General features: G+C 62.0%; 9 protein-coding genes. 4 read left to right on the top strand and 5 right to left on the bottom strand.

Annotated features, from left to right (window positions below; all coding sequences use genetic code 11):
- Positions 1-97 precede the first annotated feature (97 nt).
- A complete protein-coding gene (locus tag BXU06_RS04640; protein WP_077297274.1) occupies positions 98-436 on the bottom strand; it encodes a P-II family nitrogen regulator in 339 nt (112 codons plus the stop codon).
- Positions 437-562: 126 nt separating this feature from the next.
- On the opposite strand from BXU06_RS04640, the gene purL reads away from it, so the two are divergent.
- Both purL and BXU06_RS04630 read left to right on the top strand, forming a co-directional pair.
- A complete protein-coding gene (purL, locus tag BXU06_RS04635) occupies positions 563-4,474 on the top strand; it encodes a phosphoribosylformylglycinamidine synthase (RefSeq protein WP_077297272.1) in 3,912 nt (1,303 codons plus the stop codon).
- A 243-nt stretch (positions 4,475-4,717) separates the two neighbouring features.
- Positions 4,718-4,987 carry a chorismate mutase gene (locus BXU06_RS04630; protein WP_253189523.1) on the top strand — a complete coding sequence of 90 codons (270 nt, stop codon included), beginning with the start codon at positions 4,718-4,720 and terminating at the stop codon, positions 4,985-4,987.
- On the opposite strand, the gene BXU06_RS04625 is transcribed toward BXU06_RS04630, so the two are convergent.
- Positions 4,984-5,886: a LysR family transcriptional regulator gene (locus BXU06_RS04625; RefSeq protein WP_077297268.1), complete on the bottom strand. Its 903-nt coding sequence runs from the start codon at positions 5,884-5,886 to the stop codon at positions 4,984-4,986. The genes BXU06_RS04630 and BXU06_RS04625 overlap by 4 nt on opposite strands.
- Positions 5,887-6,012: 126 nt before the next feature.
- Between BXU06_RS04625 and BXU06_RS04620 the strand changes: the two genes are divergently transcribed.
- Positions 6,013-6,783, top strand: a complete 771-nt coding sequence (locus BXU06_RS04620) for an SDR family NAD(P)-dependent oxidoreductase (RefSeq protein ID WP_077297266.1) — start codon at positions 6,013-6,015, stop codon at positions 6,781-6,783.
- Positions 6,784-6,786: 3 nt separating this feature from the next.
- On the opposite strand, the gene BXU06_RS04615 is transcribed toward BXU06_RS04620, so the two are convergent.
- Together BXU06_RS04615 and BXU06_RS04610 are read right to left on the bottom strand one after the other, a co-directional pair.
- The gene (locus tag BXU06_RS04615; protein ID WP_077297264.1) at positions 6,787-7,152 is read right to left on the bottom strand and encodes a HEPN domain-containing protein; all 366 of its coding nucleotides are present in this window, start codon (positions 7,150-7,152) and stop codon (positions 6,787-6,789) included.
- The gene (locus BXU06_RS04610; RefSeq protein WP_077297262.1) at positions 7,136-7,939 is read right to left on the bottom strand and encodes a hypothetical protein; all 804 of its coding nucleotides are present in this window, start codon (positions 7,937-7,939) and stop codon (positions 7,136-7,138) included. The genes BXU06_RS04615 and BXU06_RS04610 overlap by 17 nt, the downstream gene beginning before the upstream one ends.
- Before the next feature lie 155 nt (positions 7,940-8,094).
- Between BXU06_RS04610 and BXU06_RS04605 the strand changes: the two genes are divergently transcribed.
- On the top strand, positions 8,095-11,532 hold the full coding sequence (locus BXU06_RS04605; protein ID WP_077297260.1) for a tetratricopeptide repeat protein: 3,438 nt from the start codon (positions 8,095-8,097) through the stop codon (positions 11,530-11,532).
- 120 nt (positions 11,533-11,652) lie between these two features.
- Here the strand turns inward: BXU06_RS04605 and argS are convergent, their stop codons facing one another.
- Positions 11,653-13,371, bottom strand: coding sequence for an arginine--tRNA ligase (gene argS / locus BXU06_RS04600; RefSeq protein WP_077297258.1), 1,719 nt, complete (start codon positions 13,369-13,371; stop codon positions 11,653-11,655).
- Positions 13,372-13,697: the final 326 nt, after the last annotated feature.

Raw genomic sequence — 13,697 nt, 5'->3', positions numbered from 1 at the left:
GTGACCCTCTGGCCGGGTGGCGTGTTGCCAGAGAAAAACAGCTGCCAGAAACATCTGCCCCCCACCGGGGCCGGCGGGGGCAGATGGGGGTGGACGGTTATACCGCGTCTTCGCCGGTTTCGCCGGTGCGGATGCGCACCACCTGGTTGACGTCGAACACAAAAATCTTGCCGTCGCCAATCTTGCCGGTGCGGGCGCTGTTGAGGATGGCTTCAATGGCCTGATCGACGCGATCGTCGGTCAGCACCACTTCAATTTTCATTTTTGGCAGAAAATCCACCACATATTCCGCACCGCGATACAGCTCGGTGTGGCCTTTTTGCCGGCCAAAGCCCTTGACCTCGGTCACGGTCAAACCATTCACGCCCAGGGCGGAAAGGGCTTCGCGGACTTCGTCCAGCTTGAACGGTTTGATGACGGCTTCGATTTTTTTCATGATAGCTCCTGTAATAATCCAATGGAATCCGGGGTTTAGCCAAAGCGAATGTCGCAATCCAGTTCGAAAGGACCCGCGTTTTGATGTATTATGACTGCTTTTTACATGTTGCTGCGAGTTCCCTCAATGCCTTCCATTCTCAAGCTTCGCGGCGGTGCCGCGCTGTCTGCATTCCGTTCCGACAAACTGCATCGTGCCATCAGTGAGGCCGGTTTGCCACCGGTGGCTGTGGCAGCGGAATACTGGCATTTCGCCGAGGTATCGGCCCTGCCGAGCGAGACGGAATCGGCCACGCTGACGCGCATCCTCACCTACGGCGAGCCTGCCCTGGCTGACGCCCCGGCAGGTGAGCTGTTTCTGACCGTGCCGCGCATCGGCACCATTTCACCGTGGTCGTCCAAGGCCACCGACATTGCCCGCCATTGCGGCCTGGACAAAATTACCCGCATCGAGCGTGGCCTGGCCTACTGGGTGAGCAGCGAGCAGCCACTGAGCGACGCCGAACGCCAGCAATTGAGCGCCCTGCTGCATGACCGGATGACCGAGCAGGTGCTGACCCGCCTGGACGACGCCGAACGGCTGTTCACCCATGTGCCGCCGCAACCGCTGCGCACGGTGGACGTGCTGGCCGGTGGGCGCGATGCACTGGACGCCGCCAACCGCGAGCTGGGTCTGGCGCTGTCGCCGGATGAAATTGATTACCTGGTGGAAAACTTCACCGCCATCAGCCGCAATCCGACCGACGTTGAGTTGATGATGTTTGCCCAGGCCAACTCGGAACACTGCCGCCACAAGATCTTCAACGCCACGTTTGTCATCGACGGCAAGCCGAAAGACAAATCCCTGTTCGGCATGATCCGCGACACCCACAAGGCGCACCCGCACGGCACGCTGGTGGCTTACTCGGACAATTCCTCGGTGATCGAAGGGCGCACGATCGAGCGCTTCTACCCGGCAGCTGGCGAACACCGCTATCAGTTCCATCAGGAACCCACCCATATCCTGATGAAGGTGGAAACCCATAACCACCCGACCGCCATTTCGCCCTTTCCTGGCGCGTCCACCGGTTCGGGCGGCGAAATCCGCGACGAAGGTGCCACCGGTCGCGGCTCGCGCCCGAAGGCCGGCCTGACCGGCTTTACCGTGTCCAACCTGAACATTCCCGACTTTACCCACCCGTGGGAAGCCTACGGCGAAGAAGGCCAGACCTACGGCAAGCCGTCGCGCATTGCCTCGGCGCTGCAAATCATGCTGGATGGCCCGATTGGCGGCGCGGCGTTCAACAACGAATTTGGCCGCCCCAATCTGGCCGGCTATTTCCGTACCTTTGAAGCCGAAGTCCACGGCGAGATGCGTGGTTACCACAAGCCCATCATGATTGCCGGCGGCCTGGGCAATATTCACGGCGACCACATCGACAAGCACGAACTGCCGGAAGGCGCACTGCTGATCCAGCTGGGCGGCCCTGGCCTGCTGATTGGCCTGGGTGGCGGCGCAGCCTCGTCGATGGACACTGGTGCCAACGCCGAAGACCTGGACTTTGATTCGGTGCAGCGCGGCAACCCGGAAATCGAACGCCGCTGCCAGGAAGTGATCGACCGCTGCTGGCAACTGGGCGAAGCCAACCCGATTCTGTCGATTCATGACGTTGGCGCGGGCGGTTTGTCCAATGCCTTGCCTGAGCTGATTCACGGCTCGGATCGTGGCGGGGTGATCGACCTGCGCGCGGTGCCGCTGGAAGAATCCGGCATGTCGCCGATGCAAATCTGGTGCAATGAATCGCAAGAGCGCTACGTGCTGGCCATTCATCCGGACAATCTGGCTGTCTTTACCGCGCTGTGCGAGCGCGAGCGCTGCCCGTTTGCCGTGCTGGGCGTGGCCACTGCCGAAAAACAGCTGCGCGTGCGCGACGACCTGCTGGGCCAGGATGCAGTGGACATGAGCCTGGACGTGCTGCTGGGCAAGCCGCCGCGCATGACCCGCGACGTGCAGCGCCGCCAGCCGCCGGTGACGCCGTTCTCCACCGAAGGCCACGAACTGGCCGAAGCCGCTTACCGTGTGCTGATGCTGCCCTCGGTGGCCAATAAAAACTTTTTGATTACCATTGGCGACCGTAGCGTGGGCGGTATGACCGCACGCGACCAGATGGTGGGCCCGTGGCAAGTGCCGGTGGCCGACGTGGCGGTGACCACGCTGGGCTTCAACACCCTGGCCGGCGAAGCCATGGCCATGGGCGAGCGCACCCCGCTGGCGGCATTCAATGCCCCGGCATCCGGACGCATGGCAGTGGCCGAAGCACTGCTGAACATTGCCGCTGCCCCGGTGGGCAATCTGAGCAATATCAAGCTGTCGGCCAACTGGATGGCTGCCGCAGGCCACCCCGGCGAAGATGCCGCGCTGTACGACACGGTCAAGGCGGTGTCCGAGCTGTGCCAGTCGCTGAAAGTCTCCATCCCGGTGGGCAAGGACTCGCTGTCGATGAAAACCGTGTGGGAAGCCAACGGCGAAAAACGCAGCGTCACCTCGCCGCTGTCGCTGATTGTGTCGGCTTTTGCCGCCGTGGACGATGTCACCCGCACGCTCACCCCGCAACTGCGCACCAACATTGCCGAAACCGCCTTGCTGCTGGTGGACCTGGGCGAAGGCCGCAGCCGCATGGCCGGCTCAGCCTATGCGCAGGTGTTCCAGCAGATGACTGGCGAAGCGCCGGATCTGGTGGATGCCAGAAAGCTCGAAGCATTTATCCATGCTCTGCAAGACCTGAACGCCGACGGTCTGGTGCTGGCCTATCACGACCGCTCGGACGGCGGCTTGTTCACCACCCTGGCAGAAATGAGCTTTGCCAGCCGCGCCGGCATGGTAGTCGAGCTGGATAGCCTGGTGAAAGCCCAGGGCGAGCACGGCGATGTGCTGACCGCCTTGTTTAACGAAGAACTGGGCGCGGTGCTGCAAATCGAGGCTGAGCAACTGGAAGTTGTGGTTACCCGCCTGATGCAGGCCGGGCTGGGCGCTTGCCTGCACTTGCTGGGTGCGCCGGTGGCCGAGCATGATTCGCTGACGCTGTGCCTGGGCGGCGAAACGGTGTTTGATCAAACGCTGACCGAGCTGTTGCAAACCTGGAGCCTGACCAGCGCCGAGCTGCAATCGCTGCGCGACAACCCCGAGTGCGCACAAAGCGAGTTTGACCAGATTGCCGAAGACGGTGAAGGGCTGTTTGCCGTGGTGCCGTTCAATCTGGACGACAACCCGGCTGCGCCGTTCATCAACGTGGGGGCTCGCCCGCGCATGGCCATCCTGCGTGAGCAAGGCGTGAACGGCCAGCTGGAAATGGCCGCCGCGTTTGACCGCGCCGGCTTTGACGCCATTGATGTACACATGAGCGACATCATCGCTGGCCGCGCCTCCCTGAGTGGTTTTGCCGGCCTGGCCGCCTGCGGCGGCTTCAGCTATGGCGACGTGCTGGGTGCTGGCGAAGGCTGGGCCAAGAGCATTCTGTTCAACCCGGCGGCCCGCGCCGAATTTGAAGCCTTCTTTGCCCGCAGCGATTCGTTTGCCCTGGGCGTGTGCAATGGCTGCCAGATGATGTCCAACCTGGCTGAAATCATTCCTGGCGCACAACACTGGCCGAAGTTCCGCCGCAACCTGTCTGAGCAGTTCGAAGCACGCTTCACCATGGTGGAAGTGCCGGACAGCCCGTCCATCCTGTTTGCCGGCATGGCCGGCACCCAGGTGCCGGTGGTGGTCAGCCATGGCGAAGGCCGGGCCGTGTTTGCCAGCGAAGCTGACCGCGCCCAGGCTTTGGTGGCCATGCGCTACCTCGACTTTGCCGGCCAGCCAACCGAAACCTACCCGCACAACCCGAACGGCTCGCCCGATGGTATCACCGGCCTGACCACTGCCGATGGCCGTTTCACCATCATGATGCCGCACCCGGAACGGGTGTTCCGCAGCGTGCAGATGAGCTGGCATCCGGATAACTGGGGCGAAAACAGCCCGTGGTTCCGCATGTTTGCCAACGCCCGCGCCTGGCTGGGCTAAGCCCGCATGGGCAAAACGGCTATCCCCCGCTCAGGCAGGGGATAGCCGTTAGGAACCGGGTTTATCGGGTGTGAGTGTTCTGGCCATAAAAAACCCCCTGTCACATGGCAGGGGGTTTTTTTATGTATGTTGCTGCATGCTTAGTCCACCCCTTGGCATTGATCTGGTTAACGCCGCACACTGAAAGGCCCAGCCATAACCGCCACCCCGCATCCCCTCCCCCTCTGTACCTCACTGGACGAAGTGCGCCAGCACATCGACCGCATCGACTGCCAACTGGTGGCGCTGATTGCCGAGCGCGGCGGCTATGTGGCGCAGGCGGCGGGCTTCAAGCGCAGCGCCGACGACGTAGCCGCCCCGCAGCGGGTGGCACAGGTGCTGGACAAGGTGCGCACGCTGGCGCAACAACAGGGTGCCTCACCCGAGGTGGTGGAAGCGGTATGGCGGGCGATGATTGAGGCGTTTATTCGCGAGGAACACGCGCAGTGGCAGGCGCAGGGCAGCCAAGCTTAAGCCAGATAATCCGCCATCACCTCCACCAGCCAGTCCATCCACGCCCGCACCCGGCGCGGCAGGTGGCGGCGGTTGGGGTAGAGCAGATGCACCGGCAGCGTGGGCGGGTAGCAGTCGGGCAGCACCTGCACCAGCTCGCCGCGTTGCAAGTGGCCGCGCACGCCGGCCAGCGGAACCTGAATCAGGCCCAGCCCGGCCAGGCAGGCGGCGGTGTAGGCATCGGTGGCGTTAACCGTCAGCGCGCCGGCCATCGCCACCGTGCGCAGCACGCCGTCGGCGTCCTGATATTCAAAGCCAGCCGGCTTGCCGCCCAGGCCGGGGGTGTAATGCACCAGCTGATGGCGGGCCAGATCAGCCAGCGTCTCTGGCAGGCCATGGCGGGCCAGATAGGCCGGGCTGGCGCAGTTGATCTGGCGCAGCACGCCCAGCCGGCGCGCCACCAGCGTGCTGTCGTGCAGCGCGCCCACCCGCAGCACACAGTCAAACCCCTCGCGCAGCACCTCCACCCGCCGGTCCACGCTGCTCAGCTCCACGCTCAGGCCGGGGTGGCGAGCCAGAAACTCGGCCAGACGCGGCAACACCGCATGGCGCGCCACCCCCGCCGGCATATCCACCCGCACCCGGCCCGTCAGCGGCGCATCGTCACAGCGAAACAAGCTGTCCAGCTCGTCCACATCGGCCAGCACATCGCGGCAACGCTCGTAATACAGCCGGCCATCGTCGCTGAGCTGCACCCGGCGGGTGGTGCGCTGCAAAAGCCGCGCGCCCAGGTGTGCCTCCAACTGCTGCACCGCGCTGGACACACTGGCCTTGGGCAGGCCCAAGCTGTGCGCGGCCTGGGTAAAGCTGGCCAAATCGGCCACGCGCACAAACACGCGCATGCGCTCTAGCTGTTCCATCGGGCGGCCTGTCAGAAAAAGATTGTTCAGTCTGGGCGAACAGTATAACCAGAACCCCCAGATTTATCCGTCCATCAGCCAGCAATACACTGCTGCCATCCCTTCACCCACCCGACGGAGCCTGATATGCACGCCTCTTCTTCCCGCAAGATTGCCCTGATCACCGGTGCCAGCCGTGGCCTGGGCCGCCACACCGCGCTGGCGCTGGCCGCGCGCGGCATGGATGTGATCCTCACCTACCGCGACCAGGCCGAACAAGCCAATGCCGTGGTGCGCGACATCCAGGCGCTGGGTGGCCAGGCGGCAGCCTTGGCGCTGGACGTGGCCGACAGCAGCCAGTTTGCCGGCTTTGCCCGCCAGGTGGCGCAGGCGTTGCGCCAGCACTGGCAACGCGAACAGCTGGATTGCCTGGTGAACAACGCCGGCATTGGCATTCACGCCAGCTTTGCCGACACCAGCGAAGCGCAGTTTGACCAGCTGATGAACATCCACCTGAAAGGGCCGTTTTTTCTGACGCAGGCGCTGCTGCCGCTGCTGGCCGACGGCGGGCGCATCCTCAACCTCTCCAGCGGCCTCACCCGCTTCAGCCAGCCCGGCTACGCCGCCTACGCCAGCATGAAAGGCGGCGTGGAAGTGCTCACCCGCTACCTGGCCCGCGAACTGGGCGCGCGCGGCATCCGCGTCAACACCCTGGCCCCCGGCGCCATCGAAACCGACTTTGCCGGCGGCCTGGTGCGCGACAACCCGCACATCAACGCCCACCTGGCCGCCCACACCGCCCTGGGCCGCGTGGGTGTGCCGGACGATATTGGCACCATGGCGGCGGCGCTGCTGTCGGAGGATGCCGGGTGGATGACGGCGCAACGGGTGGAGGCGTCGGGGGGGATGTTTGTGTGAGGGTTAGGCGGGGGCGGCGGCGAGTTTGTCCAGCAGGCGCTGGGCGGTTTGCACATGGGTGTGCGCGTCTAGCGGATTGAGTGTAGCGGCAAGCTCATAATCCGCCTTCACACGAGCGCTGCGCAAGTTGCGCAACATGATGGCCAAGGCTTTGTAATGCTGGCCTTGTCGCTCAAAACGTTGAGTCAGCTGCTCATGCACGCCAGTCTGGTAAGGGCAATCGGGCCAGCCGTGGGTGTTGGCGAAGGTCAGTGCGGCGTGATAAGCCGCGTAATAGGCGCGGCTGACCGCACTGCGCGCTACCGTTTCGCCGGGCTGCTGTAGCAGCGCCTGAGCGGTGAGCAAAAAATCTTCAGCTGAGCTGGGCATGGGGCAGGATAGTCAGGGTGGGTAATTGTTCCAGTGAGCAACCTAATGAGCAATCCAGCTGTGCCGCCCAACGCTCGGCCAGCTGGAAATTCAGCTCCACCGCAGATTCCACTGATACCGGCGCACGCACCGTCAGCGCCGGGCCGAATTCGGGGATCAGATGAAATTGGTAGGTGACGGCAAACATCCGGGCACCCAGCGTCTCGCGCAGCAGGGTTTCTGCGCAGTGCAGGCCATCAGACCAGGCGACTGCGACCTGTAGGGTAGCCATCTGTGCAGCAGCCACTTCCGGCCATTGTGGGTCAAACGAGTTCATGGCGTCGCCAGCGAGTAAATGTGTGACCTCTTCTGGGCATTGATCCATCCAGTCTGCGGCGTTGTGCACCAAGCCATTGATGAGCAAAACATGAATGGCGTCAGCGCAAAATGCTGGGTCAGTCAACCCACCGGGTAAGCGGATTGCGTACAACACATTCAGCGCGCGCGCTGCGTAGCCGACATTCACCAGTGCGCAGATATATCTATGGGCAAGTAAAAGGTCGCCTGCTGCCAGCTGAGAGGCTTTGCCAAAGTTAGCCTCAACTTCGTCTACATCACCTGAGAACGTTGCCAGCATTCCTAATACCTGGTATCCCTCTGCGGCGTCGGCGGGGCTCTTGTTAAGCAAGGCGCGTGCTGAGCGCTCCCACTGTTTCAACTGAAACTCAGAGGGCGCAAGGCCGGTGTGAATGGCGGCATTCAGCTCATCAATAATCACTGAATCCGCTTGTGTTTTTGGCATAACCATAGCATTTCATCTTACGATACGCCCACCCGGTCGAACAAGCGCGGCAAGGGGCTGTGACAAAAGCCCTGCCGCCTGTGTCGCAAAAACGTTACCATTCACCCATATCGGGTTGCGGTCGTCATGCCTTGGCTGCGTCGTCTGGGGGAAGTAAGCGCTTGGCCAAATTACATCTTTGCCGTGAAGGCGACCGCAACAAACCTGTGGTGATTTTGATCCATGGGCTGAACGGCCATTTCTTGGACTCTTGGCGGCCTGACGGCACCCCGCCGGATGCCTGTTGGCCCCATTGGCTGAGTGAGGACAGCGGATGTGACGTCTACCTGCTGGAATACGACGCCAGCCTGAGCCGTTGGCAACATCAGGCCATGCCCTTGCCAGACCAGGGTGACCAAGTGGCAAGTCTGCTTTCCGTTCACCCCAAACTTGTCGAACGCCAACTGGTGCTGATTGGCCACAGCATGGGCGGCTTGGTGATCAAAACCCTGATTACCCAAAGCATGCACAAAGACGACCCACGCCATCAGGCCATGGTTCGCCGCATTCGTGGCGTGGTGTTTATTGCCACGCCACACCAAGGCGCCGAACTGGCCAATCTGGCGCAGGCCATCGGCAAGCTGCTTCGTCCTAATCCACAAGTCGGCAATTTGCAGCTGCATGATCCGCACTTGCGGCAGTTGAATCGCTCGTTTGGTGCTGAACATACTCGGCTAGGGTTCGCCGTACAGGCCTTTGCAGAAAGTCGAGACCTGGAATGGCAAACCAAGCGATCCTGGCTGCCTTGGCTGACGCGACTGGCTCGGGTTCGTGTGGTCGATCCAAGCAGCAGCGACCCCAGCTTGCCTGGCGTGACGGCTGTTCCGCTGGCGCAGAACCACATCAGCATTAGCAAGCCAGCTAACCGAAACGAGCACCTGCACCATGCAGTGTGTGCTTTTCTGGGTGAAATCCCCTCACTGACTGCCCAACTTGCTGCGCCTGCCGCATGGGTGCCAATGGCTGCGCCAGTTCCGACACAACCGCCGGCGCGGTTGTCCGGGGGCAATGACAAAAAACTCAATCCCGTCGAAAAAGAAGTGTATGGCCGTGACGCCATCGTCGCCCAAGTGCTGGATTTCCTGCGCGGCGACGCCAACACCCTGGCCGTGTCTGCCGCCAAGGAAGTCTCCGGCGTGGGCGGCATCGGCAAGACCGAGGTGTGCAAGGCCGCGCTGAAAGCCTGGCTGACGGAAGCCCCACACGCTGCCGCCTGGTATCTCAGCCTGCCAGACCACGCCAGCCTGGCCGACCTGCTGGACATCGCCCAGCGCGGGCTGGGGCTGCCCAGCCAGGTGGACACCATGGACAAGCTGATAACCAGCCTGCCGCCGGGTCTGTACTATCTGGACAATCTGGAAAGCGTGCTCAGCCAGCCGGAAGGGATCAAGGCGCTAAAAGCCTGGGCTGACCAGCCCGATGTGCGCCTGCTGGTGTCCTCCCGGCAGAGCGTGTCGGCAGTATTTGGCAAAATCATCGAAGTGGACCGCCTGCCCGACGATGCCGCCTTGCGGCTGTTTCGCGAAACATGGGCCGGGCCGGCCAATCAACTGCCGCAGGATGCCGAATTGACCCATTTTGTTGTGAACGAGCTGGGTGGCCATCCGTTGAGCATTGTGCTGTGCGCCCGTCTGGGCGACTGGTGCAGCTATGTCGAGCTGCTGCGCCGCTGGCAACACCTTGGCACCCGCGCCGCCGACGACCCGCAACAGCCTACCGCCCGGCTGGGCAGCCTGGACACCAGCCTGGCCTTAACCGCGCAGGCGCTGCATCAGCACAATCCGCACACCCTGCTGCTGTGGGCGGCCTGCGCGCTATTCCACGGCGGCGTGCCGCAAGACACGCTAGAAGAATTGGAATCCACCAGCGGCTGGATCGACGCCCGCCGCTGGCTGGTGCGCCACCATGTGCTGACACGCAATGCCGAAGGCCGCTGGGCCATGCTGCCGCCGCTGGCGCGCTATGCGCTGGATGCCGCGCAGGCGGGGCGCGCCCGGTTTGATTGGGCGGTAGTGCGGCAGCCGTTGCAAGAGATGTTTACTCTGAAGGTGGATCAGGTACAGAGTATTTGCAGCAGTGATCAAAAACGGGAGGCCCGCAGATGGCTACAACAGTATTTTACTGCACTGGCTCGCTTGATGGGGGGAATGCTATCTGGGCAAAAAGATGAGGCGTGGTTGCTTGCTATAGCAAACAAGCTGAGCAATGAATATATATTCAACACAGTGGTGGCAGCTCCCTTGCTTGCCATCTTGTGTGAGCGTTACCCAGATGAAGCTTTATTCTTGCTACGCCGAGGCGATCTGGAAAGTCGGCTAAGAGACCCGGATAAGGCGTGCGCCTGCTATCAGGAGGCACGAGTGTTGTATGAGAAGAAACATGACGATTTGGGGCTGGCCAACACACTAAAGTCGCTGGGCGATCTAGAAAAGCGGCAGAGTGAGATGGACAAGGCTCGCGACTGTTACGAGGAGGCAAAGAGCCTGTATAAAAAGAAAAACGACGATTTGGGGTTGGCCAACACGCTGAAGTCACTCGGCGATTTGGAAAGGCGCCTGGGTGAATTAAGCAAGACGCGTACTTGTTACGAAGAAGCCCTGGCTCTCTTCAAGGAATGCAGAGATGACCTAGGATTAGCCAACACGTTAAAGTCGCTGGGTGACTTGGAGAGCCGGCGAGGTGAGGTGGGTAAGGCATATGAGTACTATAGCCAGGCACAGAATCTGTATGAGCAGGAAAGTGACCGCTTGGGGCTGGCTGATACACTAAGGTCGCTGGGAAATCTGGAAAAGCGGCTGGGTGAGGTGGACAAGGCGCGTGCCTCTTACACAAAGGCGCTGAAGCTCTATGAGAAGGAACACTCCGGTGCGGGGCGGGCCTACACGCTCAGGGTGCTAGGTGATCTGGAAAACCAACTGGACAAGAAGGACGAGGCGTATGTCTGCTACGTAGAAGCGCAGACATTATTCAAGAAGGGATACGATGATTTAGGGCTGGCTGAGATGCAAAAGTCGTTTGGCGATCTGGCAAGTCGGCAGGACAAGAGGGATAAGGCGCGTGACCACTACGAACAGGCGCGCACGCTGTATGCGAAGGAGCACTCCGATATAGGGCTGGCCTACACGCTGAAGTCTCTAGGCGATTTGGAACGCCGGCTGGGCGAGCAGGGAAAGGCGCGCGACTACTATGAACAGGCGCGCGAGCTATTTGACAAGACACGCTACTGTCTGGGGCTCGCCAGCACGCTGCGGGCTTTGGGCGATTTAAAGCGTGGAGAAAAGGCTTGGTCTGCCGCGCTGGATATGTATCTGGACGCGCTGGCTTTGTATCAGCAGGAGCAAACGCCAGCGGGCTGGGCCAAGACCTTAGCTGAAATCGCACGCTGCCAGCAGGCTTTGGCACACCCCGAGGAACGAGACGATGCCTTACTGAAGGCCTTGAGCATGGCTGAGCGATCCAATACGCCCAATGTTGTGGGATATGTGCGCGATGTCTTGCGAGAAATCACTGGTGGCGAAGCACAAGCCCAGGCTTGGCTGGCCGCCCACTTCGACAATTGACCACACCAATATAAAAAAACCGCCGCCCCATCTACCAGGCTGGCGGTTTTTTTATCCAGTAAGCACTGAGCACAGGCAGCACACAGCCAAGCAATCCGCCCGCTGCCCGCTCACCCCCGCTTACATCGCCTCCAGCACCTCAATCCCCAGCAAATCCAGCCCGGTCTTCAGCGTTGCCGCCGTCAGGCGGGCCAGTTGCAGGCGGGAGGCGCGCACGGCGCCTTCGCTTTTCAGCACCGGGCAGGCTTCGTAAAAGCGCATGAACAGGGTGGCGACGTGGTACAGGTATTGGCAGAGAAAGTGCGGGTAGCCTTCGTCGGCCACGTGGTAGAGCACGTCGTTAAACTGCGCCAGGGCGACGGCCAGAGCTTTTTCTTCGGCGGCGTCGATCTGCACCGGGGCGTTGGCGTCGTGCTCGCCGGCCTTGCGGAACAGGCTGGCCACGCGGGTATAGGCGTATTGCAGATAGGGCGCGGTGTTGCCTTCAAAGGCCAGCATCTGGTTCCAGTTGAAGATGTAATCGCTGTTGCGGTTTTTCGACAGGTCGGCGTATTTCACCGCGCCAATGCCCACGGCCAGCGCCACGCGGCGGCGGGTGGCGTCGTCCAGGTCGGGGTTTTTCTCGCTGACCAGCTGGAAGGCGCGTTCTTCGGCTTCGTCCAGCAGTTCGATCAGTTTGACGGTGCCGCCGCTGCGGGTTTTAAACGGCTTGCCGTCTTCGCCCATCATGGTGCCAAAGCCGATGTGTTGCAGCTGCACGTTTTCCGGGGCAAAGCCGGCCTTGCGGCACAGGGTGAACACCTGCTGAAAATGCTGGCTCTGGCGGGCGTCCACCACATACAGCACGCGGTCCACGCCCAGTTCGCGGCAGCGGTAGCGCACCGCGCCCAGGTCGGTGGTGGTGTAGAGATAGCCGCCGTCTTTTTTCTGGATGATGACGCCCATCGGGTCGCCGTCCTGGTTGCGGAATTCGTCCAGAAACACCACTTGCGCGCCGTTGTCTTCGGCCAGCAGGCCTTGTTCGCGCAGTTCGCGCACGATCACCGGCAGGTCGGCGTTGTAGGCGGATTCGCCGCGCGCGTCGGCGCGGGTGAGGCTGACGCCCAGCTTGCGGTACACCGCTTCGCAGTGGGTCAGCGACACGTCAACAAACTGCTTCCACAGCGCCAGCACTTCGGCGTCGCCGGATTGCAGGCGCACCACATAGTCGCGGGCGCGGTCGGCAAAGGCGGCGTCTTCGTCAAAGCGGATTTTGGCCTTGCGGTAAAAGTCTTCCAGGTCGTTCAGCGCCAGGCCGGCGTCCTGATTGTCGCTTTCCACCAGATAGGCGGTGAGCATGCCAAACTGGGTACCCCAGTCGCCCACATGGTTGCAGCGGACGGTGTCGTGGCCGACGGCGGCCAGCACGCGCACCAGCGCGTCGCCGATGATGCTGGAGCGCAGGTGGCCGACGTGCATTTCCTTGGCCAGATTGGGCGAGGAGTAATCGACAATCACCTTCTGGCGCGGGCTTTGCGGCTCGATGCCCAGCGTGGGGCTGGCCAGCGCGGCGCTGACTTTGCCAGCCAGAAATGCCGGGTCGAGGTGGATGTTGATAAAGCCGGGGCCGGCGATTTCGATTTTGCTGGCGATGCCGGCCAGGTCCAGCTGGGCAATTACCTGCTCGGCCAGCGCGCGCGGGTTGGTTTTTTTGGCTTTGGCGGCGGCCATGATGCCGTTGGCCTGATAGTCGCCAAACTCGGCGCGCGAGGCGGTTTGCAGGATGGGCGAGGCTTCCGGGCAGCCAGCGGCGGCCAGGGCGGCAGAAATGCGTTGGTTGAGCAGTTGCAGAAGGGTCATGGTGTCTCGTTGCCGGGTGCGCCGCACGGCAGGGCAGGCGCACGGGGTGGGGTAAAAGAATGGCGCTATTTTAAGCGGGGAGGGCGGGAGGCGTCCATGTTGCCCGGAAAGCCCGCCAGACAGTGAACCATCTGCGTGACGCCCCTGTCTGCCCTAGGAGTAGTTAGTCACCCTGATATGAACCGATGATTGGCACAGACACCCAAGGTCAGCGCGCTCGCCTGCGTGCAGGTATTTCAACGGGACGGTAAATCGACCGCTTTGGGCATGAAGCTCACCCGACTTGTCGTTCCCGCGCAGGCGGGAACCCAGACCACGCCACAGCG

The sequence above is a fragment of the Aquaspirillum sp. LM1 genome (assembly GCF_002002905.1).
GTDB lineage: Bacteria > Pseudomonadota > Gammaproteobacteria > Burkholderiales > Aquaspirillaceae > Rivihabitans.
Note: the sequence above shows the minus strand (reverse complement) of the source record. Positions and strands in the feature narration are given on the sequence as shown.

Bases quoted from the DNA above. Each gene is read 5' to 3' on its own strand.
- BXU06_RS04625 (WP_077297268.1), bottom strand. From the start codon at position 5,886: ATGGAACAGCTAGAGCGCATGCGCGTGTTTGTGCGCGTGGCCGATTTG.
- BXU06_RS04620 (WP_077297266.1), top strand. From the start codon at position 6,013: ATGCACGCCTCTTCTTCCCGCAAGATTGCCCTGATCACCGGTGCCAGC.
- BXU06_RS04615 (WP_077297264.1), bottom strand. From the start codon at position 7,152: ATGCCCAGCTCAGCTGAAGATTTTTTGCTCACCGCTCAGGCGCTGCTA.
- purL (WP_077297272.1), top strand. From the start codon at position 563: ATGCCTTCCATTCTCAAGCTTCGCGGCGGTGCCGCGCTGTCTGCATTC.
- argS (WP_077297258.1), bottom strand. From the start codon at position 13,371: ATGACCCTTCTGCAACTGCTCAACCAACGCATTTCTGCCGCCCTGGCC.
- BXU06_RS04610 (WP_077297262.1), bottom strand. From the start codon at position 7,939: ATGGTTATGCCAAAAACACAAGCGGATTCAGTGATTATTGATGAGCTG.
- BXU06_RS04640 (WP_077297274.1), bottom strand. From the start codon at position 436: ATGAAAAAAATCGAAGCCGTCATCAAACCGTTCAAGCTGGACGAAGTC.